We start from the raw sequence: 24,347 nt of genomic DNA on the forward strand, positions 1-24,347 counted from the left end.
AACCGGACCGGCTGTTTGTGTGAAGTGATTCACATCCGCCGTGTCGATGGAGGCGCATTATAGGGAGTTCCCGAGCATCCGCAATAGAAAAATTGCAGAAAATTGTCTGACTGCTGCATTCCCCAGCAAAACCCCGCCTTATACCCTTTTACACACAGAGTTATCCACAAAGATGGCGATCTTTGCGTAGATCGTTCCTGCAATAAAGGATCTTCAACAATGGGATAAGCGATGTCGAAATCGAAAAAGAAAAATTCGCGAGCGTTGCGCAAACGTTTTCGTTACAATGCCCCCGCAAAACAAGGATGCCCCATAAGGGGCGTTAGCTAAGTTTTTCGAGAAAGATTCAGCTAACGCTCTCTGTAATAGTCAAATCCAGGGGATTTACCATGCAACAACGTCGTCCAGTCCGCCGCGCTCTGCTCAGTGTTTCTGACAAGGCCGGTATCATCGAATTCGCCCAGGCACTTTCCGCACGTGGTGTGGAGCTGCTGTCGACAGGGGGCACTGCCCGTCTGTTAGCAGATAAAGGTCTGCCGGTGACCGAAGTTTCCGATTACACCGGTTTCCCGGAAATGATGGATGGACGCGTGAAGACCCTGCATCCTAAAGTCCACGGCGGCATTCTTGGCCGTCGCGGTCAGGATGATGGCATTATGGAACAACACGGTATCGCGCCTATTGATATGGTTGTGGTGAACCTGTATCCGTTCGCCCAGACCGTAGCCCGTGAAGGCTGCTCGCTGGAAGACGCGGTTGAAAACATTGATATTGGCGGTCCGACCATGGTGCGCTCCGCCGCCAAGAATCATAAAGATGTCGCCATTGTGGTAAAGAGCAGCGACTACAACGCCATCATTAACGAAATGGATGCCAACGAAGGGTCACTGACCCTGAAGACGCGTTTCGACCTCGCCATCAAAGCCTTCGAACACACCGCCGCGTACGACAGCATGATTGCCAACTACTTTGGTAGTATGGTTCCGGCCTACCACGGCGAAAGTAAAGACGCCGCCGGTCGTTTCCCGCGTACCCTGAACCTGAACTTTATTAAAAAACAGGATATGCGTTACGGTGAGAATAGCCACCAGCAGGCCGCCTTCTATATAGAAGAAGAGATAAAAGAAGCGTCGGTCGCCACCGCTCAGCAGGTTCAGGGCAAAGCGCTCTCTTATAACAATATTGCCGACACCGACGCTGCGCTGGAATGTGTGAAAGAATTCAGCGAGCCGGCCTGCGTTATCGTCAAGCACGCCAACCCATGCGGCGTTGCCGTAAGCACCTCTATTCTGGACGCTTACGATCGCGCCTATAAAACCGATCCGACCTCCGCGTTCGGCGGTATTATCGCCTTCAACCGCGAGCTGGATGCCGAAACTGCTCAGGCCATCATCTCCCGCCAGTTTGTTGAAGTGATCATCGCGCCATCTGCCTCTGAAGAAGCGCTGAAAATCACTTCTGCCAAACAGAACGTGCGCGTGCTGGTTTGCGGCCAGTGGGCAGAACGCGTGCCGGGTCTGGACTTCAAACGCGTAAACGGCGGTCTGCTGATTCAGGATCGCGATCTGGGCATGGTGACGGAAGCCGATCTGCGCGTGGTGACCAGACGTCAGCCGAGTGAGCAGGAACTGCGTGACGCGCTGTTCTGCTGGAAAGTGGCGAAGTTCGTGAAGTCTAACGCCATTGTTTATGCGAAAGAGAATATGACTATCGGCATTGGCGCAGGCCAGATGAGCCGCGTTTATTCCGCGAAAATCGCCGGGATTAAGGCAGGCGATGAAGGTCTGGAAGTCAAAGGTTCTGCAATGGCTTCTGACGCCTTCTTCCCGTTCCGCGATGGTATTGACGCCGCTGCCGCCGTGGGCGTGAGCTGCGTGATCCAGCCTGGCGGTTCTATCCGCGATGATGAAGTGATTGCCGCCGCCGATGAACACGGCATCGCGATGATCTTCACCGACATGCGCCACTTCCGCCATTAATGGAGCAACAGATGAAAGTATTAGTGATTGGCAACGGCGGGCGCGAGCACGCGCTGGCGTGGAAAGCCGCTCAGTCGCCAAAAGTCGAAACCGTCTATGTTGCGCCGGGTAACGCCGGTACCGCGCTGGAACCCACGCTGCAGAATGTGGCAATCAGCGCTACCGATATTCCGGCGCTGCTGAATTTCGCCCAAAGCGAGAAGATCGATCTCACCATCGTCGGGCCGGAAGCGCCGTTAGTGATGGGGGTGGTGGATACCTTCCGCGCCGCGGGTCTGAAAATCTTCGGGCCAACCGAAGGCGCCGCGCAGCTCGAAGGCTCCAAAGCCTTCACCAAAGATTTTCTCGCTCGTCATCACATCCCGACGGCGGAATACCAGAACTTCACCGACGTGGAGCCTGCTCTGGCTTACTTACGTGAAAAAGGCGCGCCAATTGTCATCAAGGCCGACGGTCTGGCCGCCGGGAAAGGCGTGATTGTCGCGATGACGCTCGAAGAGGCGGAAGCCGCGGTTCAGGATATGCTGGCAGGCAACGCTTTTGGCGACGCGGGTCACCGCATAGTGATCGAGGAATTTCTCGACGGGGAAGAAGCCAGCTTTATCGTGATGGTGGACGGCGAGCACGTACTGCCGATGGCAACCAGTCAGGATCATAAGCGCGTGGGCGATGGCGATACCGGCCTGAACACTGGCGGAATGGGTGCCTACTCGCCCGCGCCAGTGGTTACCGACGACGTTCATCAGCGCACCATGGAACGCATTATCTGGCCAACCGTAAAAGGGATGGCGGCGGAAGGCAATACGTATACCGGTTTCTTGTATGCGGGGCTGATGATCGACAAGCAGGGTAACCCGAAGGTCATTGAATTCAACTGCCGCTTTGGCGATCCGGAAACCCAGCCTATCATGCTGCGCATGAAGTCCGATCTGGTTGAACTGTGTCTGGCGGCCTGCGAAGGCAAACTGGACGCACAAAAATCCGAATGGGATAAGCGCGCTTCACTGGGCGTGGTGATGGCTGCGGGCGGATACCCGGGTGACTACCGCAACGGCGATGTGATCCACGGCCTGCCGCTGGAAGACGTGGCGGACGGTAAAGTCTTCCACGCCGGTACAAAACTGGCTGATGACGAGCAGGTCGTCACCAGCGGTGGTCGCGTTCTGTGCGTAACCGCACTCGGTGACACCGTTGCCGAAGCCCAGAAACGGGCGTATGCCTTAATGACCGACATCCGCTGGGACGACTGCTTCTGCCGTCACGACATCGGCTGGCGCGCCATTGAACGCGAGCAAAACTAACGCGACAGTTTTGCAAGCAGCGTTTTACGCGTAATCCCTAACTGACGGGCGGCTTCCGTTTTGTTGCCGCCCGTTTTTTCAAGCGCCGCCAGAATCACCTCTTTTTCAACCTCCACCAGCGGCTGAATGGTTTGCTCCTGCACAAGCGGGATCGGCTGCCCCGCAATCGTCAGCGGCAATTCACGTTCTGAAATGTACTCTCCCGTCAGCAACACCACGGCACGCTCAATAGCGTTTTCCAGTTCGCGGATATTCCCCGGCCAGGCGTAATGAATCAGCAGATCCATCGCCTGTGGCGTAAAGCCTTTCACCGCTTTGCGGTTACGTGCCGCAAAACGCTGAAGAAAATGTTCGGCTAACAGTGGAATGTCTTCCCGACGCTGACGCAGGGACGGCATTTCGATGGTTACCACGTTCAGCCGGTAGTAGAGATCCTGACGAAAGCGCCCGGCGCTGACTTCCTGCGCCAGATCCCGATGGGTGGCGGCGATCAGACGTACGTCAACCGTGAGCGTCTGGTTGCTGCCTACCCGCTGCACTTCACGCTCCTGGATTGCCCGCAGCAGACGCACCTGCATCATGGGCGAAATATCGCCGATCTCATCCAGAAACAGTGTACCGCCGTCGGCTTCGACAAAGCGGCCCTCGCGACGCTTGTCGGCGCCGGTAAACGCCCCCTTTTCATGCCCGAACAGTTCAGACTCCAGCAGGGACTCATTGAGCGCCGCACAGTTCAGCGTGACCAGCGGCTTGTCGCTGCGCGCGCTGCTGGCATGGAGCGCGCGCGCGACCAGCTCTTTGCCGGTACCGGAGTCACCATGAATCAGCACCGTCGCGTCGGATGGGGCAACCATTGCGATTTCGCTCAACAGCTGCTGCATCGCCGGGCTTTTTCCCACCATACCGAACTGGCTGGCGGAAACGGACGGCAGATCGCCCGGAGCCTCCTGCGCATGGGCCAGCGATTTCTCCAGCGTCTCCTGTAGGCGGTCAAAATCCAGCGGTTTGATCAGGTAATCCAGCGCCCCGGTTTTTAACGCTTCCACCGCCGTCTCGACGCTGGAAAACGCCGTCATGATCAGTACCGGAATTGCCGGGTTAAGCGCTTTAATCTCTTTGAGCGTCTCAATACCATCCAGTTCCGCCATGCGCACATCGCACAATACCAGGTCAAAGACATGCTCGCGTATCTTCTCCAGCGCCGCCCGCCCGCTGTATGCCAGCGCGACGTTATAGCCCCAGCCGCGAAGCAGCGCCTGTAATATCGTGCAGTGGCTGACATCATCATCTACCACCAGAATGTCGATCGTTTCGCCCGTCATCCTTGTACTTCCTTCTGTTTTGCTTTTACCGGCAGCCAGAGGGTAAAGATAGCGCCTTTGCCCGCCGGGCTTTCTGCCTTGATCGTCCCACCATGCTGTTCAATGATGTTTTGCACTACCGCCAGGCCCAGCCCGGTGCCTTCGGCTTTTGTGGTGTAGTAAGGGGTAAAAATCGTCTCCAGCTGTTCCGGCGCAATCCCCTTCCCGCTGTCTGCAACGACAATCTTAACGCGATCGGCACCGCTCATGTTCATATCGACGTTAATCGTACCTTGCCTGTCGATGGCGTGTATCGCGTTCAGGTAAAGGTTTAACAACACCTGCGTCAACCTGTCCGGATCGGCCTGGATAAGCGGCAGGGCCGCATTGGGCGTAAACCGCAATTCAATCGCCCGACTCTGCGCGTCCTGGCTCACCAACTGCAGCGAATGGGTAATGACCGTATTGAGATCTACCGGCTGGAGCGTCAAATGAGCGGGCTTCACCAGCTCAAGTAGCTCGCTGACGACCCGGTTTAACCGATCGGCCTCTTTCGCCATCACCTGCGCCAGCGCGTGCGCTTCACCGCCCGCCGGGGCGCGCTCGGCGAAATACCGCGCCAGCCCTTTAATGGATGACAGCGGATTGCGGATTTCATGCGCCACCCCCGCCGCCAGATGCCCAAGCGCCAGCAGTTTTTCCTGCCGGTTCATTTCGTCCTGAAGCAGTTGTCGCGAACGGAGATACCGCCGGTACCAGAAAAAGGCCATCAACGTCGCCAACAGCACTGTCGTTAAGGCGAAAAGCATGATCAGCATATTGCGCCACTCACGCGCCTGGGTGGTGGCTAACTCACTGGCGTCAAAGGCGATGAAAATCGTCTGCGGCGTGGAAGAGATTCCGGCATTGCGCCCCTCGCAACGCGGCATGGCGCCCATGCCGTGTCGACCCGGCGAATGTAGTGGCTGGAACTGGCGGTAAATCTCCAGTGCGGGAACGGTTTTCCCCTGTTCATCCACGGCGTCAACAGAGCGCCAGCGCGCGTCCTCACCGGGATGCAAACGCTGTATCTCATCTGCCGCATAAAGGGTTCCGCCCACCCGCGCAGGATCGCTGTGCATCAGGATATTTCCCTGCGCATCCGTGACCGCAAACCAAAGCACGCCAGGCTGCCCCGCCATCTCTTCCAACAGGGTCTGCTGCTGGGCGTGATGCATGCGCATCCCCATCCCGACGCGCGTGCCCGACTCCAGCGCGCGAATCAGCACGCCGCCTTTTTCCAGTAGCGTCTGTCGTGCAGAGTCACTTTCCCGGCCATAATCACGGATCACCGCGGCGGCGAATAGCCCGACCAGAATCAGAATGGCGACGGGCAGTATGCCGCTGAGCCATTTCGTAACCGTATCCTTGTGGTGTCGCATAATCCCCTTCGCTTTCACCCGTTATTAATCTCTCCTGACTCAGCAGAAATCATGCCACTTTTTACCGCGCATATCCCTGTTCAGACACTCAACCCCGGCCCGAAACGAGTAAAAATGACGCGCGGGGTTATTCCGGCGGGTCATTTTTACTCGCTTTTGCGGGGGCGCGCTGACTCAGGCCGCCATTTCCGGGGCTCAGTCCGCTGGCACGGAAGATGCAATACGGTGAGTGAGATGACCAACAGGAGGATAAATGATGAAACGGAATAACAAAGCAGGCCTGGCGATGATTGCGCTTTCGCTGATGGTTTTGGGCGCCAGCCCGGCGCTGGCACGGCATCACTGGGGTTATGGCGACGGTATGTGGCAGCAAAACGCCGCTCCGCTCACTGCGGAACAGCAAGCCGCCGCACAAAAAATCCATAATACGTACTACAACCAGGCCAACACACTGCGCCAGCAGCTTATGTCTAAACGTTATGAGTATAACGCGCTGCTCTCCACCAATCCCCCGGACAGCGCAAAGGTCAACGCCGTCGCGAAAGAGATGACGTCGTTACGCCAGTCGCTGGACGATCTGCGGGTGAAACGCGATGTGGAGATGGCGGAAGCAGGCGTACCGCAGGGCGCGGGTATGGGCTACGGCGGCTGCGGAGGACGTGGCGGTCATATGGGGATGGGGCACTGGTAAAGCGCACGCCGACTTGCGTCAGAACGTTTTCTCGGTCGGCTGCCAGCGACAGAAGTCAGAGTTTGCCACCAGCAACAGCTGTGACCCTTCGGGCGCTTCCAGCCACGCCACGCTTACGTCCATTGACGAGTGGCGCTGGCGGCGCTCGATATGATTCATTGCCCATGGCTCCAGATCGGGTTTCAGTGTTTCGCCTTCACAGGTGGTCACCGTACGCTCAGCGGCATGCCAGCGTCCCTGTCGCAACACCACGCGCCCCAGGCGCAGTGCGTCGCTGGTCTGGCGAATCTGCCCCGCGCGATAGCGGTATAAGGCGATTTGATCGTTAGAAAGCTGCTGCTTATGTCCGTCGACTTCACGCTGCATAAAGCTCAGCTCGCCGCGATCGTCAAACCGCACGCGGATATGCTCCGGCGGTTTGCTGTAAATATTGAGTTCAATCAGAGAGAGGGTTTCTCCCTGCCAGCGGTACTCGCTGGTGGTAGTACTGCCGTTACGCCACGGGCTAAACACCGAAAGCAGATGCACGCCGTCCGCTTCATCTTTACGCCAGATACGCACGGCGCCCTGATCGTCAGCGAATCCGCTGGCGGTAAAGGGCGGTGGAGAAGCGTTATGACTGCAGGCCGTCAGCAACAGCACGCCCGCCAGCGCCAGCGTACGACGCCAGACAGACAAAAGGGGCGACACCGCCCCTTCGTTAAAACTGTTCACAGCCACGCGGTCTTACTTAACAGCGTCTTTCAGTGCCTTACCAGAAACAAATGCCGGTACGTTAGCAGCGGCGATTTTGATTTCTTTACCGGTCTGCGGGTTGCGGCCAGTGCGCTCAGCACGGTGGTTCACTTTGAAGGTACCGAAACCAACCAGTTGTACAGCATCGCCTTCTTTCAGAGACTCAGTAATGGCAGCCAGAGTAGATTCCAGAGCAGCTTTAGCCTGGGTTTTGGACAGTTCTGCTTTGTCTGCAATTACATCAATCAGTTGAGTCTTGTTCATAAGTTATCCTTACAATGTGTTTATCGCTTGCTAAGCATCGAGTGCGACGGAAATGCCAGAAAAGCACTCTCCTGCATACACGCACCGATAGCCACTTTTTTTCGCCCTCCAAATGTAGACCAGACGGGGGGCGGAAGGGAAGCCTTCAGGCACGACAATTCAGACGTTAAATCACGTTTTCGTGTCTTATTGCTGAAAATTTATACCGATATTGCTCTCGCCAGCCTCACGCAGGTCTGCTCTGAGCCCTTTTATCAGTTCAATGTCGCGTTCTTCGCAGTCGGCTAAAAGTCGGAATATTTCCCACTGAATATCCCATTCCTGCTCAACCGCAGGGTTCTCTTTCAGCTCCTCATCGGTCATTTCGCGACCCGCCTGAGTCATTTCCAGCATCGCTACCGTGGTAATGGATGTCTTACTGACTTCAATGGCATGTTCAAGCGTTTCTCCGCTCAAACGTGAATGTACCAGTTCGCTCAACGCCACACAGGCGTCTATCGCCGGATAAACGCCATACAGGTCATAGTCGTCCGCGACCGGAATCGCCTCTTCGAACTTCTCCAGTTGGCTGTCGAAATTCACTTTCGCGTCTTTCACCGTCAGCGTTTCCCAGATGAGGTCGAGGATACGGCGATACACCTGACCGTCGCCAAAGTCCGTCTGTTTGCAGAACATGGCGTAGTTCGGATACATGCGCTCGCACAGGCAGGCCATAAACGTAACGTGCTGCCAGCTTTCCAGGCGTTCCAGACGCAGATGAATCGGGTTTTGTAACATGATGAATTCTCGAAACGGAAATTAGCCGCAGTGTACATTAATCAGGGCTGAATTTCCTGCCATCGCGTGAAGGCCGGACGCCCTGACGCAACGGCATCCGCCCAGCGAGTCGGCTCCGGCAGACGATAGCCTTTCATGCAGCGTTGCACCCACGCCAGCGCGCTGTCCAGCCCGACGCGATGCCCTGTCGCGATAAACAGCGGATTACACCGCGCCTTGCTGCGCCACACCCAGGCCAGTTGCTCGCCTTTGTCCATCAGCGGCGCCAGTGCGCCAGGCTCCGCGGAGAGCGGTTCAAACTTGCCGCACAGGCGTTTTTTCGCCACGCCAATAGTGGGCACGTCCACCAGCAGCCCAAAATGGCTGGCGACGCCGAGACGGCGCGGGTGTGAAACACCGTGACCGTCGACAAACAGCAGGTCGGGTTTTTGCGACAGTTGTTCCCACGCCGCGAGCAGCGCGGGGTATTCACGAAACGAGAGGAAGCCGGGGATATAAGGCATGGTGGTGGCGATACGCGCCACCTTGTATTCGACCAGCTCAAGAGAAGGGTATTTCAGCAAAACCATTGCTGCTCGCGTCACCTCTCCCCCCTGCTCAAACCCGACGTCTGCCCCGGCTATCAGATCCGGCGGATCGTTATCGAGCCGATCCTCGCGGATCACGGATGAAGCAAGGTCAAGTTGTTGAGCGCGTAGCGACGCGAGATCCATGGTTTCTCCTTAGCGGTGGTATTGCGCGGACAGTCGGTGTACGGCCTCCACAAATGCGCCAGCGTGTTCCGGCGGCACATCCTGATGGATGCCGTGGCCGAGGTTAAAGACGTGGCCTTCGCCCTGGCCGAAACCAGAAAGTATAGACGCCACTTCCTCTTCGATGCGGGCAGGCGGCGCATAAAGCATCGACGGGTCCATGTTGCCTTGCAGGGCGACCTTATGCCCGACGCGGCGACGCGCGTCGGCAATATCGGTGGTCCAGTCCAGTCCCAGCGCGTCACAGCCGGTTTCCGCCATCGCTTCCAGCCACTGTCCGCCGCCTTTGGTGAATAGTGTGACCGGCACGCGGCGACCGTCATTTTCGCGCAGCAGGCCATCGACAATTTTGTGCATGTAGTACAGTGAGAACTGCTGATAGTCGCGTCCGGTCAGCACGCCGCCCCAGGTATCGAAAATCATCACCGACTGGGCGCCCGCTTTGATTTGCGCGTTGAGATACAGCGTGACGCTTTTCGCCAGCTTATCGAGCAGCGCGTGCAGGGTATGCGGGTCGGCGTACATCATCTTCTTGATCACGGTGAAAGCCTTGCTGCTGCCGCCTTCCACCATGTAGGTCGCCAGCGTCCACGGGCTACCGGAGAAGCCGATGAGCGGGACCTCGCCTTTCAGTTCACGGCGAATCGTACGCACGGCGTTCATCACGTAGCCCAGCTCGTCTTCCGGATCGGGAATGGGGAGTTTGTCGACGTCAGCCTTACAGGCGACCGGCGAAGTAAAACGTGGGCCTTCTCCGGCTTCAAAGTAAAGGCCCAGCCCCATCGCATCCGGAATGGTCAGAATGTCCGAAAAGAGGATCGCCGCATCCAGCGGATAACGGCGCAGCGGCTGGAGCGTGACTTCGCAGGCCAGCTCGGCGTTTTTGCACAGGGACATAAAATCGCCTGCCTGGGCGCGGGTCGCTTTATACTCCGGTAAATAACGGCCAGCCTGGCGCATCATCCATACCGGGGTGACATCAACGGGCTGGCGCAGCAGCGCACGCAGATAACGATCGTTTTTCAGTTCGGTCATTTTGCAGTTCCTTATTGCGTCAGTCCGTCAGTTTACCATGTCATTCATATTCAGCCCGACATATTGCCACCGTATCTTCGATCAGACGCCGCGCGACGGTGCCTGGCGGCGGCAAAAGCGGTAAATCGTCGTAGCGATACCAGTCCGCTTCCAGCAACTCTTTTGGATCGATGACAATCTCGCCGCTGTCGTATTCCGCCATAAACGCGGTCATCAACGACATCGGGAACGGCCACGGCTGCGAGGTCACGTAGCGCAGATTTTTCACGGTAATCCCGCTCTCTTCCATCACTTCGCGCGCGACAGCCTGTTCCAGCGTTTCGCCCACCTCCACGAACCCGGCGAGCACGGTATGAATGCCATTGCGATGGCGGGTATGTTGGGCGAGCAGAAGGGTGTCATCACGACGAATGGCGACAATAATACAGGGGGCGATTTGTGGATAGTAGCGTTCACGGCAGTGGCGACACAGCATTGCCCATTCGGTTTTACTCGGGTGCATAGGGTGACCGCAGTAGCCGCAGAATTTGTGCGAGCGGAAGAACTCCGCCAGCTGCACGCCCCGCCCCGCCAGTTGAAACAAGCCGACATCCTGATCGATAACCTGGCGGACTGACCCCATATCGTGACGACGCTGCTGCTGTATCAACCAGACAGACTCACCTTCCCATTCGCCAATGTGTAATGCGCGCTGTCCCACAAGATCGAAATTTGCCGCGTCGCCGTGTGGCAATTCCCCATGGGGCAACCATAATTTTTGTTCATGACTGACGATCCACCAGCCGTGATCCCATTTTTCAATAATACGATCCATAGCTCTTGCACTACCTTTGCGTCACTGGCATGTTGATAACATTATTTTTACATTTCTGGGTAAGCAGTTTTAACTCTACACTTGCGGAGTCAATCATGTTAAACCAGCTGGAAAACCTGACGGAACGCGTCGGTGGAAGTAATAAACTGGTTGATCGCTGGCTACATGTACGTAAGCATCTGCTCGTGGCTTACTACAATCTGGTTGGCATTAAGCCTGGCAAAGAATCGTACATGCGGTTGAATGAAAAAGCGCTGGATGATTTTTGTCAGAGCCTGGTCGATTACCTTTCCGCCGGACACTTCAGTATTTATGAACGTATTCTGCATAAATTGGAAGGGAACGGTCAGCTTTTAAACGCGACCAAAATCTGGCCACAGCTGGAAGCCAATACCCAGCAGATCATGAACTACTATGATTCCACTCTCGAGACCGCCATCGATCATGACAATTGCTATGAATTTCAACAGGCGCTGTCGGATATCGGCGAAGCGCTGGAAGCACGCTTTGTTCTCGAAGATAAGCTGATTATGCTGGTATTTGACGCCATGCATGACCACGCCAGAATTAAACGACCTGCTTGAGTTCTGCGCAATTAACGAGTAGGTTAAAACGTCCCCCTCTCCGGAGGGGATGTCATCTTGTCGGAGTGCCTGATTTCCACAACGTATCCGCGATGCCAGAAGGTAACGCAAAGAATGAAGTGGAAAAGGCTGAGACCGTTAATTCGGGATCCGCGGAACCTGATCAGGTTAAGACCTGCGAAGGGAACAAGAGTAATTCTGCATCATGCACCTGCCCGCAAGGGCGGCGCACATCCATTACTCCATCCGTCGTCTGACAAGCCACGTCCTTAATTTTTTTATGGAATGAGCTATGTCTACCACTCAGTTAACCCGTCGCGAACAGCGCGCCCAGGCCCAGCATTTTATTGATACGCTGGAAGGCACCGCTTTCCCCAATTCGAAACGGATCTACATTACCGGTTCACAGCCGGATATCCGCGTCCCGATGCGGGAGATCCAGCTTAGCCCGACGCTTATCGGCGGCAGCAAAGAGGCTCCTCAGTTCGAAGCTAATGAAGCCGTACCGGTGTACGATACCTCCGGCCCCTATGGCGACCCGGAAATTGCCATCAACGTGCAGCAGGGTCTGACGAAACTGCGCCAACCGTGGATTGACGCGCGTGACGACAGTGAAGCGCTCAGCGATCGCAGCTCTGCCTATACCAAAGCTCGCCTGGCCGACGACGGACTGGATGCGCTGCGCTTTACCGGCCTGCTGACGCCAAAACGCGCCAAAGCGGGTCGCCGTGTCACACAGCTACATTACGCCCGCCAGGGGATCGTCACGCCAGAGATGGAATTTATCGCCATTCGTGAAAACATGGGTCGCGAGCGCATCCGCAGCGAAGTCCTGCGCCATCAGCATCCGGGCGAGGGCTTTGGCGCACGCCTGCCGGAGAACATCACGCCGGAGTTTGTGCGTGACGAAGTGGCTGCGGGCCGCGCGATTATTCCCGCCAACATCAACCACCCGGAATCCGAGCCAATGATCATTGGCCGCAATTTCCTGGTGAAGGTCAACGCTAACATCGGCAACTCGGCGGTCACTTCCTCCATCGAAGAAGAGGTGGAAAAGCTGGTATGGTCAACCCGCTGGGGCGCAGACACGGTCATGGACCTTTCCACCGGCCGCTATATTCACGAAACCCGCGAGTGGATCCTGCGTAATAGCCCGGTGCCGATCGGCACTGTCCCGATCTATCAGGCGCTGGAGAAAGTTAATGGGATCGCTGAAGATCTCACCTGGGAAGCCTTTCGCGACACATTGCTGGAACAGGCGGAACAGGGCGTGGACTACTTCACTATTCATGCCGGCGTGTTGCTGCGTTACGTGCCAATGACGGCGAAACGCCTGACCGGCATCGTCTCGCGCGGTGGGTCGATCATGGCGAAGTGGTGTTTGTCCCATCATCAGGAAAACTTCCTCTATACGCATTTCCGCGAGATCTGCGAAATCTGCGCCGCTTACGACGTTTCGCTCTCGCTGGGAGACGGCCTGCGCCCCGGTTCCATTCAGGATGCCAACGACGAAGCGCAATTCGCTGAACTGCACACCCTGGGCGAGCTGACAAAAATCGCCTGGGAATACGACGTACAGGTGATGATCGAGGGGCCTGGACATGTGCCGATGCAGATGATCCGTCGCAACATGACCGAGGAGCTGGAACACTGCCACGAAGCGCCGTTCTACACCCTGGGGCCGTTAACCACGGATATTGCACCGGGATATGACCACTTCACCTCTGGCATTGGCGCGGCGATGATCGGCTGGTTTGGCTGCGCCATGCTCTGCTATGTGACGCCGAAAGAACACCTCGGTTTGCCAAACAAAGAGGACGTGAAACAGGGGCTGATCACCTACAAAATTGCCGCCCACGCCGCGGATCTGGCGAAAGGCCACCCGGGCGCGCAGATCCGCGACAACGCGATGTCGAAAGCGCGCTTTGAATTTCGCTGGGAAGACCAGTTTAATCTGGCGCTCGATCCCTTCACCGCCCGCGCCTATCACGACGAAACCCTGCCGCAGGAATCAGGCAAAGTAGCTCACTTCTGCTCCATGTGCGGACCCAAATTCTGCTCGATGAAAATCAGCCAGGAGGTGCGCGACTACGCCGCCGCGCAGACCATTGAAGTGGGGATGGCGGATATGTCGGAGAATTTCCGCGCCAGGGGCGGCGAAATTTATCTGCGTAAGGAGGAAGCGTGATGTATCAGCCCGATTTTCCTTCCGTCCCTTTTCGTCTGGGGCTGTATCCGGTTGTCGACAGCGTCGCGTGGATCGAACGCCTGCTGGAGGCGGGCGTACGTACCCTCCAGCTACGCATCAAGGATAAACGCGATGAAGAGGTAGAGGCTGACGTGGCCGCCGCCATTGCGCTCGGGCGTCGCTACGATGCCCGCCTGTTTATCAACGACTACTGGCGGCTGGCGATCAAGCACAATGCCTACGGCGTACATCTGGGCCAGGAAGATCTGGAAACCACCGATTTGCATGCCATCCGCGAAGCCGGCTTGCGACTTGGCGTTTCCACTCATGACGATATGGAGATCGACGTGGCGCTCGCCGCTCGCCCCTCCTATATCGCCCTCGGCCACGTTTTCCCGACGCAAACCAAACAGATGCCTTCGGCGCCGCAGGGGTTGACGCAGTTGACGGCGCACATTAAGCGCCTTGCCGATTATCCCACCGTCGCCATCGGCGGGATCAGCCTTGAACGCGCCCCTGCCGTGCTGGAAACCGGTGTCGGTAGCATTGCGGTGGTCAGTGCGATCACTCAGGCCGAAGACTGGCGCGTCGCTACCGCGCAGTTACTCGAATTAGCAGGAGTGGGTGATGAACGATCGTGATTTTATGCGCTACAGTCGTCAAATTCTGCTTGGCGAGATAGCCGTAGAAGGGCAGCAAAGGCTACTCGACAGCCATGTGCTGATTGTCGGCCTGGGCGGTTTAGGTTCGCCTGCCGCGCTTTATCTGGCTGGCGCAGGCATCGGCACGCTGGTGCTGGCCGACGACGACGAGGTGCACATCAGCAACCTGCAACGTCAAATACTGTTCACTGCTGATGATATCGCGCACCCCAAATCGCAGATCGCGCGGCAGCGTCTGGCGCGTCTCAATCCGGATATCGAGTTGATCGCGTTACCGCAACGCCTGTCCGGTGACGCCCTCAGGCAGGCGGTGGCGCAGGCGGATGTGGTGCTCGACTGCACCGATAATATGGCGACGCGTCAGGCGATTAACGCTGCCTGCGTGGCGCTTGATACGCCGCTGATTACCGCCAGCGCCGTTGGGTTCGGCGGACAGCTCATGGTACTGACGCCGCCCTGGACGCAGGGCTGTTACCGCTGCCTGTGGCCGGACGACGATGAGCCTGAGCGCAACTGTCGTACCGCAGGCGTGGTTGGCCCGGTGGTTGGGGTGATGGGCGCATTACAGGCACTGGAGGCGATCAAATGGCTTAGCGGTGTGGAAGCGCCCACCGGCGAAATGCGCCTGTTTGACGGCAAAACCAGCCAGTGGCGCAGCCTGGCGTTACGGCGCGCCAGCAACTGTCCGGTCTGCGGAGGGCAACATGCAAATCGTGTTTAATGATGAGCCAATACAGTGTGCGAGTGAGCTGTCGGTGTCAGACCTGCTGAAGCAGCTCAATCAGCTTAAGCCCGGCACCGCGCTGGCGCTCAATCAACAGATCCTGCCGCGCGAGCAGTGGGAACGCCAAATCGTGCAGGAAGGCGACCAGATCCTGCTTTTTCAGGTTATCGCAGGGGGTTGAGATGTTACGTATCGCAGATAAAACCTTTGATTCACATCTGTTTACCGGCACGGGGAAATTTGCCTCGCCGCAGTTGATGATTGACGCCATTCGTGCTTCAGGCAGTCAGTTGGTGACGCTGGCGATGAAGCGGGTAGATTTGCATAAGCCAAATGACGCGATTCTCGCGCCGCTGATCGAGGCAGGTATGACGCTGTTACCTAACACCTCCGGCGCGAAAACGGCTGAAGAAGCCATTTTTGCCGCACAGCTGGCACGCGAAGCGCTCGGGACAAACTGGCTGAAGCTCGAAATCCATCCTGATGCCCGCTGGCTGCTGCCGGACCCCATCGAAACAGTGAAAGCCGCCGACGCGCTGGTGAAACAGGGATTCGTAGTATTGCCCTACTGCGGCGCTGACCCGGTGTTGTGCAAACGGCTGGAAGAAGCAGGCTGCGCGGCGGTGATGCCGTTAGGCGCGCCAATTGGCTCTAATCAGGGGCTGGAAACGCGCGCGATGCTGGAGATCATCATCCAACAGGCGACTGTTCCGGTGGTGGTGGACGCTGGCATTGGCATCCCCAGCCACGCGGCGCAGGCTCTGGAAATGGGGGCGGATGCCGTGCTGGTTAATACGGCCATCGCGGTGGCTGACGATCCGGTCACCATGGCGAGCGCCTTCCGCCTGGCGGTCGAAGCCGGGTTACTGGCACGCCAGGCGGTGCCCGGCTCTCGTCGCGCCAGCGCCAGCGCCACCAGCCCGCTGACAGGCTTTCTGGAGGCGTCAGTATGAAAACGTTCACTGAGCGCTGGCGACAGCTGGACTGGGATGATATTCGCCTGCGCATCAACAGCAAAACGTCCGCTGACGTGGAACGGGCGCTTAACGCTCACGTACTCAGCCGTGACGATATGATGGCGTTGCTGTCACCTGCGGCCAGCGCGTATCTGGAACCGCTGGCGCAGCGGGCGCAGAAGCTTACCCGCCAGCGCTTCGGCAACACGGTAAGCTTTTACGTTCCGCTGTATCTCTCTAATTTGTGTGCAAACGACTGTACTTACTGTGGTTTTTCAATGAGCAACCGCATCAAGCGCAAGACGCTGGATGAGGCAGAGATTGCGCGGGAGTGCGACGCCATTCGCGATCTGGGGTTTGAGCATCTGCTGCTGGTGACCGGTGAACATCAGGCTAAGGTGGGAATGGACTATTTTCGTCGCCACCTTCCCGCTATTCGTCGTCGGTTTTCATCGTTGCAGATGGAGGTGCAGCCATTATCGGAAGCGGAGTACGCCGAACTAAAAACGCTGGGACTTGACGGCGTGATGGTGTATCAGGAAACCTGGCATGAGGCGCAGTATGCGCAACACCATCTCCGGGGCAAGAAGCAGGACTTTATCTGGCGGCTCGAAACGCCGGATCGTCTGGGGCGCGCCGGGATTGATAAAATTGGCCTTGGCGCGTTGATTGGCCTTTCGGACAGTTGGCGGGTCGATTGCTACATGATGGCTGAACATCTGCTCTGGTTGCAGCAACACTACTGGCAGAGCCGGTATTCCGTCTCTTTCCCGCGCCTGCGTCCGTGCACGGGGGGTATAGCGCCAGCATCGCTCATGGATGAACGTCAACTGGTGCAGACCATTTGCGCCTTTCGTCTGTTCGCGCCGGAGATTGAGCTGTCGCTGTCCACGCGGGAGTCACCGTGGTTTCGGGACCACGTTATTCCGCTGGCCATCAATAACGTCAGCGCCTTCTCGAAAACGCAGCCAGGCGGCTATGCCGACAACCATCCTGAACTGGAGCAGTTCGTCCCCCATGATAACCGGCGTCCTGCCGCTGTCGCCGACGCGCTTAGCGCCCGGGGGTTACAGCCGGTGTGGAAGGACTGGGACCCATACCTTGGGCGCGTCTCGCAAAGATCATGAACGATAATGTAAACCGGTAATTATTCTCCGGGCCGCTACGGAGAACAGAAAACGGGCGGTTGCTGTCAGCCTCCCGCTTTTTTAAGGTACGTCCGTCAGCAGTGCTGTCCAGGGCGAAAAGCTTCTTCCTCGTTTCGCCCTGCCCTCACTGTTATCGGTGAGGTTAAATCCCAGTTTCAGCGAAAAGTGGCAACAAGACGGCGTAATATTTAAGATAAATCACCGCGAGTCATATTGTCGGGATTATAATTACAGGCATCCTTTCCTGATATGCAAAGCCACTTTGCGCGTTTCACGGCGCACTTATCTTCAGGATTTTTACCTTCTGGAACAAGTAACAGTAATGGCACGTCATAACAGAAAACTCTCTTTTACCACACCCATACTGGTGAGCTTTACGGGGATCTTGCTGAGCTTTGTGCTGATCGCCATCTTTATTACGTTTACTCAACGGAATGATTTCCTTGAGGATTACCATAACATCAACCGTAACTTTACCCATAACCTCGCGGTGAACTATACCGAATCGCTGTTGCGGGAAAATGATTATATTCTGGGCCGCGCGGCGACCTTTTTTTCCCGCAATGATCATTTGAATGAAACGGTGAACCTCGACCCGGACAACGGCCTGAAGACGCTGATGCAGTTACAAACGCTGATGCCTTCCGTCTCTTCCGTCTCGCTGGCTGATATTGAGGGTCATTATCTGCGCGCGCCGCAGGTGCTGAACAACGAACGCAGTCGGTCTTTTGACGCCAAAACGCGCCCGTGGTTTATGGATCAAGCCGAGGCCAGCACCTTTAGTCGCTACACCTCACCCTACCTTGACCACTTCACCCGCAATCCGACGGTGACGATCTACAAACCCATCATCTCGCCGGAGGGCAAACTGAAAGGCAGTATCGCATTTCACCTCGATCTGACCTCGATGGGGTATACCCTGCGTCAGATGGTTGCCCCTGTACAGGGTGAATTTTTCGTAGTCGATCGAGACGGGCAGGTGGTGCTTCATCCGGATACGGGCGCGTTGTTCAAGCAGTACGTCAGTAAAGACATCATGAATAAGATGACCAGCGGCGAAGGGAACCTGTACGATCCGGACAGCCAAACCTGGTACTACTACTATTCATTTACCAATCCGGACTGGTTTGTGATTTATCGGGTGTCTAATCCCACGCTGTTGGATCTGACGCGCCATGAGACCAATATTGTCGCCTGGGGCTTTGCCCTCGCCGCCATCATGATTGCATTGTTCGGCCTTTATTTGCGTCACGCTTCGCGTACGGTACTGATGAACATTATCAATGCGATCAAAACCGGCGACGTTAACCGCGCGCCGCGTCTTGAAGCGATGCTCAGTAAGGCCATTGAATCCAACAAAGAACGCGAGTTGATTTACGTGCGTCAGGCGACGATTGACGCCCTGACCGGCTGTAAAAACCGGCGCGCGTTTGATAACGACATTGCCGCGCTGATGAACGATCACCAACCGTTTGCCCTGGCGCTGGTAGATATTGATAACTTTAAATCCATCAATGACACATGGGGCCACCTGAACGGAGACATTGTTTTACGCAACGTCGCGCGTGAAGGCATTCAGATCCTGCAACCCGAGGCGGTGTCCTTGTACCGCTATGGCGGTGAAGAATTTGCCGTACTGTTTTCGGGTAAGCAGTTAAACAATGCGCTTCCGTTGCTGGAACGCTGGCGTGAACAGATCGCCCGGCGAACCTGGCGCGAGGAAGGGTTACATGTCACCTTCAGCGCCGGATTGGGTGAATGGAATCTGGAAAGTCAGGAACAGCTGGTGATGCGGGTAGATGAAGCCTTGTATAAAGCGAAACAGGAAGGCAAGAATCGCATCATCACCACCAACGGCTGATTTCGGCCCCACCCTGCAAAGCCCGTCACAACGGGCTTTTTTTCGAATTAAGAAAAACCGTAACCGGTTTCATTTTTTGTGCGGTTTCTTTGTGATGCTTTACACACATTCAACGTGAGCCGGTTGTTCTCTGCCTGCAGCGGGACTAAAGATGAAGTATCAACGGAACCGTGCCGTGAGAGCCAACTATGAAGAACATCGTTTTATGCTGTGCCGCCGGGATGTCCACCAGCATGCTGGTACAACGAATGAAAGATGCCGCTCAGAAGAAAGGCGTTAAAGTCACTATCAAGGCAGTGCCCGTCGCCGAATTCAAGGAAAATATCGCCACGGCGGATATTGTTCTGCTGGGCCCGCAGGTGAAATACGAGCAGGCAAAACTGCAGGCGCAGGCCGATCCGCTGGGCAAGAAGGTCGCGGTGATCGACATGATGGATTACGGCATGATGAAAGGCGATGCCGTACTGGAAAAAGCGCTCAAACTGCTGGAGTCATAATGGAAGACTTAGAAACGACAATCATGGAACTGCTGGTCAACGCGGGTGCGGCGCGCAGTGCTGCCCTGACAGCGTTGCAGATGGCTCGCAAAGGTGATTTTGACGAAGCCGAAAAAGCGATGAAAGAGTCGCGCGAGTATGTGAAGCATGCGCACACCATCCAGACGCAGCTTATTGGGCTCGATGAAGGTACAGGAAAGCTGCCGGTTAACCTGATTACCGTCCACTCGCAGGATCACCTGATGAACGCGATGGTCATCCAGGATCTGGCGGGCGATATGATTGAGCTTTATCGTCGGCTACCGCTTTCGAACGAATAAAAACGCGGTGGCGAGACGCTTACCGGGCTGAAAAAAAGTATAAAAAAACCCGCCGAAGCGGGTTTTTTGTTAAAGGCATCAACGATTATTCGTTGTCGGAACCGCCCAGACCTGCGTTCAGCAGTTCTGCAAGGCTCGCGGATGCATCTTCGGCAGTCACCTGCGGTGCAGCTGGCAGTTCGCCCGCTGCGCGACGACGCATACGATCCTGGTGGTACGCGTAACCGGTACCTGCCGGGATCAGACGACCCACGATAACGTTCTCTTTCAGGCCACGCAGTTCGTCGCGTTTACCCGCAACGGCTGCTTCGGTCAGGACACGCGTGGTTTCCTGGAACGATGCGGCAGAAATGAACGATTCGGTAGCCAGAGACGCTTTGGTGATACCCAGCAGATCGCGGGAGTACGTTGCGCCCACTTTGCCGTTCGCTTCCAGTTCGCGGTTCGCGATCTTGACGCGGGAGTATTCAACCTGCTCGCCTTCCAGGAAGTCGGAGCTGCCCGCGTTTTCGATGGTAGCTTTACGCAGCATCTGACGAACGATAACTTCGATGTGCTTATCGTTAATCTTAACGCCCTGCAGACGGTATACGTCCTGGACTTCGTTAACAATGTAACGGGTCACAGCATGCACACCACGCAGACGCAGGATGTCGTGCGGCGCTTCCGGACCGTCGGAAACCACGTCACCACGTTCTACGCGTTCACCTTCGAACACGTTGAGCTGACGCCATTTCGGAATCATCTCTTCGTATGGCTCGCTACCGTCTACCGGGGTGATAACCAGACGACGTTTCCCTTTGGTCTCTTTACCGAAGGAAATAATACCGCTGATTTCAGCCAGGATTGCCGGCTCTTTCGGACGACGGGCTTCGAACAGGTCCGCAACGCGCGGCAGACCACCGGTGATATCCTTGGTACCGCCGGATTCCTGCGGAATACGCGCCAGGGTGTCACCAGAGCTGATCTGTACGCCATCTTCCAGCTGTACAATCGCTTTACCCGGCAGGAAGTACTGCGCAGGCATATCGGTACCCGGGATCAGCACGTCGTTACCCTGAGCATCAACGATTTTCAGTGCAGGACGCAGATCTTTACCGCCGGTAGTACGTTCAGCAGAATCCAGAACCACCAGAGAAGACAGACCGGTCAGCTCGTCGGTCTGACGCGTAATGGTCTGGCCGTCAATCATGTCAGTAAAGCGGATGAAACCACTTACTTCGGTGATAACCGGCATGGTGTGCGGATCCCAGTTTGCAACGGTTTCACCGCCGGCAACCTGCTCGCCATCACCTTTCGCCATAACCGCGCCGTAAGGCACTTTATAGCTCTCTTTGGTACGACCGAATTCGTCGATCAGCTTCAGCTCGGTGTTACGGGAGGTGATAACCAGTTTACCGCTGGAGTTCACAACCGACTTCGCGTTGCTGAGCTTGATACTACCTTTGTTTTTCACCTGGATGCTGGATTCCGCAGCCGCACGAGATGCCGCACCACCGATGTGGAACGTACGCATCGTCAGCTGTGTACCCGGTTCACCGATGGACTGTGCCGCGATAACGCCGATAGCCTCACCTTTGTTGATGATGTGGCCACGCGCCAGGTCACGACCGTAGCAGTGCGCACAGACACCAAAGTCGGTGTCGCAGGATACGACGGAACGCACTTTCACGGCATCGACAGAGTTCTCTTCCAGCAGGTCACACCACTGTTCGTGCAGCAGCGTGTTGCGCGGAACCAGAATGTCGGCAGTACCCGGCTTCAGTACGTCTTCAGCGGTAACACGACCCAGTACGCGATCGCGCAGCGGTTCTTTAACGTCGCCACCCTCGATAACCGGCGTCATCAGGATACCTTCGTGCGTACCACAGTCGTCTTCGGTTACCACCAGATCCTGCGCCACGTCAACCAGACGACGGGTCAGATAACCGGAGTTCGCCGTTTTCAGCGCGGTATCCGCCAGACCTTTACGCGCACCGTGCGTGGAGATGAAGTACTGGAGTACGTTCAGACCTTCACGGAAGTTCGCGGTGATTGGCGTTTCGATGATGGAGCCATCCGGCTTCGCCATCAGACCACGCATACCCGCCAACTGACGAATCTGAGCAGCAGAACCACGCGCACCGGAGTCGGCCATCATGTAGATGCTGTTGAAGGAAACCTGCTGTTCTTCCTGACCGTCACGGTTAATCACGGTTTCGGTTTGCAGGTTATCCATCATCGCTTTGGATACACGATCGTTCGCCGCAGCCCAGATATCGATCACTTTGTTATAGCGTTCGCCCGCGGTCACCAGACCAGACTGGAACTGTTCCTGAATCTCAGCAACTTCGGCTTCCGCCTCAGAGATGATCTCGTATTTTTTGTCCGGGATGACCATGTCATCGATACCAACGGATGCACCTGAACGCGCTGCATACGCAAAGCCGGTATACATCGTCTGGTCCGCAAAAATTACGGTCGGTTTCAGGCCCAGAATACGGTAGCAGGTGTTCAGCATTTTGGAGATCGCTTTCTTACCCAGCGCCTGGTTGACGATGGAGAAAGGCAGACCTTTCGGTACGATCATCCACAGAATGGCACGGCCAATGGTCGTGTCTTTCAGGCTGGTTTTCGCAACGAATTCGCCGTTAGCATCTTTTTCGTATTCAGTGATACGCACTTTGACGCGCGCATGCAGAGAGGCCAGGCCGGCGCGATAAATACGCTCAGCTTCTTTCGGGCCAGTCAGCACCATGCCTTCGCCTTTGGCGTTAACACTGTCACGGGTCATGTAGTACAGACCCAGTACAACGTCCTGAGACGGAACGATGATAGGTTCGCCGTTCGCCGGAGACAGGATGTTGTTGGTAGACATCATCAGCGCACGCGCTTCGAGCTGGGCTTCCAGCGTCAGCGGTACGTGAACAGCCATCTGGTCACCATCGAAGTCGGCGTTATACGCCGCACAAACCAGCGGGTGCAGCTGGATAGCTTTACCTTCGATCAGTACCGGTTCGAATGCCTGGATACCCAGACGGTGCAGGGTCGGCGCACGGTTCAACAGTACCGGGTGTTCGCGGATCACTTCGTCCAGGATATCCCAAACGACAGCTTCTTCGCGCTCAACCATTTTCTTCGCGGCTTTGATGGTGGTGGCGAGGCCACGCAGTTCCAGCTTGCCGTAAATGAATGGTTTGAACAGCTCCAGCGCCATTTTCTTCGGCAGGCCGCACTGATGCAGACGCAGGTATGGACCTACGGTGATAACAGAACGACCGGAGTAGTCAACACGCTTACCGAGCAGGTTCTGACGGAAACGACCCTGCTTACCTTTGATCATGTCGGCCAAAGATTTCAGAGGACGCTTGTTAGAACCGGTGATCGCACGACCGCGACGACCGTTATCCAGCAGGGCGTCAACCGCTTCCTGCAGCATACGTTTTTCGTTGCGTACGATGATGTCCGGCGCAGCCAGATCCAGCAGACGTTTCAGACGGTTGTTACGGTTGATCACGCGGCGGTACAGATCGTTCAGATCCGACGTTGCGAAACGACCGCCATCCAGCGGAACCAGCGGACGCAGATCTGGCGGCAGAACCGGCAGAACGGTCAGGATCATCCACTCCGGCTTGTTGCCGGACTGTACGAACGCTTCCAGCAGTTTGATACGCTTGGTCAGCTTCTTACGCTTGGTTTCGGAGTTGGTTTCGTTCAGCTCTTCGCGCAGCGTTTCACATTCTTGCTCCAGATCCATGCTCTTCAGCAGGGCCTGGATCGCTTCGGCGCCCATTTTCGCGTCGAATTCGTCACCGAACTCTTCCAGCGCATCCAGATACTGTTCTTCAGTCAGGATCTGCTGGCGTTCCAGGTTGGTCATACCGCCTTCGATAACCACATAGGATTCGAAGTACAGCACGCGTTCGATATCGCGCAACGGCATATCGAGCAGCAGGCCGATACGGGACGGCAGAGATTTCAGGAACCAGATGTGAGCAGTCGGAGAGGCCAGCTCGATGTGGCCCATACGCTCACGGCGCACTTTGGTCTGGGTCACTTCTACGCCGCACTTCTCACAGATCACACCGCGGTGTTTCAGGCGCTTGTACTTACCGCACAGGCACTCGTAATCTTTTACCGGCCCAAAGATACGGGCGCAGAAAAGGCCGTCACGCTCAGGTTTGAACGTACGGTAGTTGATGGTTTCCGGCTTCTTAACTTCACCGAAAGACCATGAACGGATCATGTCTGGCGAAGCCAGAGCAATTTTGATCGCATCAAACTCTTCGGTTTTAGTTTGCGCTTTCAGAAACTTTAATAAGTCTTTCACGGATTTGCTCCCGTCGGAGTTAGCACAT

General features: G+C 56.2%; 22 protein-coding genes and 1 riboswitch. Of the genes, 13 read left to right on the top strand and 9 right to left on the bottom strand.

Features of this window, described 5'->3' with window-relative positions; genetic code table 11:
* The first annotated feature begins 389 nt into the window (after positions 1–389).
* Positions 390–1,979: a bifunctional phosphoribosylaminoimidazolecarboxamide formyltransferase/IMP cyclohydrolase gene (gene purH / locus CSE01S_RS21380; RefSeq protein ID WP_042292985.1), complete on the top strand. Its 1,590-nt coding sequence runs from the start codon at positions 390–392 to the stop codon at positions 1,977–1,979.
* 11 nt (positions 1,980–1,990) lie between these two features.
* Positions 1,991–3,280 carry a phosphoribosylamine--glycine ligase gene (purD, locus tag CSE01S_RS21385; protein ID WP_042292988.1) on the top strand — a complete coding sequence of 430 codons (1,290 nt, stop codon included), beginning with the start codon at positions 1,991–1,993 and terminating at the stop codon, positions 3,278–3,280.
* On the opposite strand, the gene zraR is transcribed toward purD, so the two are convergent.
* Both zraR and zraS read right to left on the bottom strand, forming a co-directional pair.
* Entirely contained in the window at positions 3,277–4,602 is a 1,326-nt protein-coding gene (zraR, locus tag CSE01S_RS21390) for a sigma-54-dependent response regulator transcription factor ZraR (protein ID WP_042292990.1), read from the bottom strand. The two genes, purD and zraR, sit on opposite strands and share 4 nt — an antisense overlap.
* Entirely contained in the window at positions 4,599–6,002 is a 1,404-nt protein-coding gene (gene zraS, locus CSE01S_RS21395) for a two-component system sensor histidine kinase ZraS (RefSeq protein ID WP_042292993.1), read from the bottom strand. The genes zraR and zraS overlap by 4 nt, the downstream gene beginning before the upstream one ends.
* A gap of 256 nt (positions 6,003–6,258) precedes the next feature.
* Here zraS and zraP point away from each other — a divergent pair, with 256 nt between their 5' ends.
* A complete protein-coding gene (zraP, locus tag CSE01S_RS21400) occupies positions 6,259–6,693 on the top strand; it encodes a zinc resistance sensor/chaperone ZraP (RefSeq protein WP_042293053.1) in 435 nt (144 codons plus the stop codon).
* 18 nt (positions 6,694–6,711) lie between these two features.
* On the opposite strand, the gene CSE01S_RS21405 is transcribed toward zraP, so the two are convergent.
* From CSE01S_RS21405 to nudC, 6 genes are all read right to left on the bottom strand, one after another.
* Complete coding sequence (locus CSE01S_RS21405) at positions 6,712–7,407, bottom strand: DUF1481 domain-containing protein (protein WP_042292996.1); 696 nt, start codon at positions 7,405–7,407, stop codon at positions 6,712–6,714.
* 12 nt (positions 7,408–7,419) lie between these two features.
* Positions 7,420–7,692: a nucleoid-associated protein HU-alpha gene (hupA, locus tag CSE01S_RS21410; protein ID WP_001044509.1), complete on the bottom strand. Its 273-nt coding sequence runs from the start codon at positions 7,690–7,692 to the stop codon at positions 7,420–7,422.
* Positions 7,693–7,878: 186 nt separating this feature from the next.
* Entirely contained in the window at positions 7,879–8,469 is a 591-nt protein-coding gene (locus CSE01S_RS21415; protein ID WP_042292998.1) for a YjaG family protein, read from the bottom strand.
* A gap of 41 nt (positions 8,470–8,510) precedes the next feature.
* The gene (gene nfi / locus CSE01S_RS21420) at positions 8,511–9,182 is read right to left on the bottom strand and encodes a deoxyribonuclease V (RefSeq protein WP_042293000.1); all 672 of its coding nucleotides are present in this window, start codon (positions 9,180–9,182) and stop codon (positions 8,511–8,513) included.
* A 9-nt stretch (positions 9,183–9,191) separates the two neighbouring features.
* Positions 9,192–10,256, bottom strand: a complete 1,065-nt coding sequence (gene hemE, locus CSE01S_RS21425; protein ID WP_042293003.1) for a uroporphyrinogen decarboxylase — start codon at positions 10,254–10,256, stop codon at positions 9,192–9,194.
* A 40-nt stretch (positions 10,257–10,296) separates the two neighbouring features.
* Positions 10,297–11,070, bottom strand: a complete 774-nt coding sequence (gene nudC / locus CSE01S_RS21430) for an NAD(+) diphosphatase (RefSeq protein WP_042293005.1) — start codon at positions 11,068–11,070, stop codon at positions 10,297–10,299.
* Between the two features lie 95 nt (positions 11,071–11,165).
* Between nudC and CSE01S_RS21435 the strand changes: the two genes are divergently transcribed.
* The 10 genes from CSE01S_RS21435 to CSE01S_RS21480 all read left to right on the top strand — a co-directional run bounded on the left by CSE01S_RS21435 (position 11,166) and on the right by CSE01S_RS21480 (position 20,010).
* Positions 11,166–11,654 (top strand): Rsd/AlgQ family anti-sigma factor, encoded by a 489-nt coding sequence (locus CSE01S_RS21435; RefSeq protein ID WP_042293006.1) that lies wholly within the window; start codon positions 11,166–11,168, stop codon positions 11,652–11,654.
* 51 nt (positions 11,655–11,705) lie between these two features.
* A riboswitch (TPP riboswitch) is annotated at positions 11,706–11,857 on the top strand.
* 89 nt (positions 11,858–11,946) lie between these two features.
* A complete protein-coding gene (thiC, locus tag CSE01S_RS21440; protein ID WP_042293010.1) occupies positions 11,947–13,842 on the top strand; it encodes a phosphomethylpyrimidine synthase ThiC in 1,896 nt (631 codons plus the stop codon).
* Positions 13,842–14,483 (top strand): thiamine phosphate synthase, encoded by a 642-nt coding sequence (gene thiE / locus CSE01S_RS21445; RefSeq protein ID WP_042293012.1) that lies wholly within the window; start codon positions 13,842–13,844, stop codon positions 14,481–14,483. Before thiC ends, thiE begins: the two co-directional genes overlap by 1 nt.
* Positions 14,470–15,225, top strand: coding sequence for a HesA/MoeB/ThiF family protein (locus CSE01S_RS21450; RefSeq protein WP_042293014.1), 756 nt, complete (start codon positions 14,470–14,472; stop codon positions 15,223–15,225). Before thiE ends, CSE01S_RS21450 begins: the two co-directional genes overlap by 14 nt.
* Positions 15,209–15,409, top strand: coding sequence for a sulfur carrier protein ThiS (gene thiS / locus CSE01S_RS21455; protein WP_042293016.1), 201 nt, complete (start codon positions 15,209–15,211; stop codon positions 15,407–15,409). The genes CSE01S_RS21450 and thiS overlap by 17 nt, the downstream gene beginning before the upstream one ends.
* A 1-nt stretch (position 15,410) precedes the next feature.
* On the top strand, positions 15,411–16,181 hold the full coding sequence (gene thiG, locus CSE01S_RS21460) for a thiazole synthase (protein ID WP_042293019.1): 771 nt from the start codon (positions 15,411–15,413) through the stop codon (positions 16,179–16,181).
* On the top strand, positions 16,178–17,311 hold the full coding sequence (gene thiH, locus CSE01S_RS21465) for a 2-iminoacetate synthase ThiH (RefSeq protein ID WP_042293021.1): 1,134 nt from the start codon (positions 16,178–16,180) through the stop codon (positions 17,309–17,311). The genes thiG and thiH overlap by 4 nt, the downstream gene beginning before the upstream one ends.
* A 343-nt stretch (positions 17,312–17,654) precedes the next feature.
* Positions 17,655–19,193: a sensor domain-containing diguanylate cyclase gene (locus CSE01S_RS21470; protein WP_042293024.1), complete on the top strand. Its 1,539-nt coding sequence runs from the start codon at positions 17,655–17,657 to the stop codon at positions 19,191–19,193.
* Between the two features lie 188 nt (positions 19,194–19,381).
* Entirely contained in the window at positions 19,382–19,690 is a 309-nt protein-coding gene (locus CSE01S_RS21475; protein WP_042293028.1) for a PTS sugar transporter subunit IIB, read from the top strand.
* The gene (locus CSE01S_RS21480; protein WP_042293030.1) at positions 19,690–20,010 is read left to right on the top strand and encodes a PTS lactose/cellobiose transporter subunit IIA; all 321 of its coding nucleotides are present in this window, start codon (positions 19,690–19,692) and stop codon (positions 20,008–20,010) included. The genes CSE01S_RS21475 and CSE01S_RS21480 overlap by 1 nt, the downstream gene beginning before the upstream one ends.
* 85 nt (positions 20,011–20,095) lie before the next feature.
* Here CSE01S_RS21480 and rpoC read toward each other — a convergent pair whose 3' ends face one another.
* Positions 20,096–24,319, bottom strand: coding sequence for a DNA-directed RNA polymerase subunit beta' (gene rpoC / locus CSE01S_RS21485; RefSeq protein WP_042293032.1), 4,224 nt, complete (start codon positions 24,317–24,319; stop codon positions 20,096–20,098).
* Between the last annotated feature and the right edge of the window lie 28 nt (positions 24,320–24,347).

This window comes from Citrobacter sedlakii NBRC 105722, assembly GCF_000759835.1.
GTDB lineage: Bacteria > Pseudomonadota > Gammaproteobacteria > Enterobacterales > Enterobacteriaceae > Citrobacter_A > Citrobacter_A sedlakii.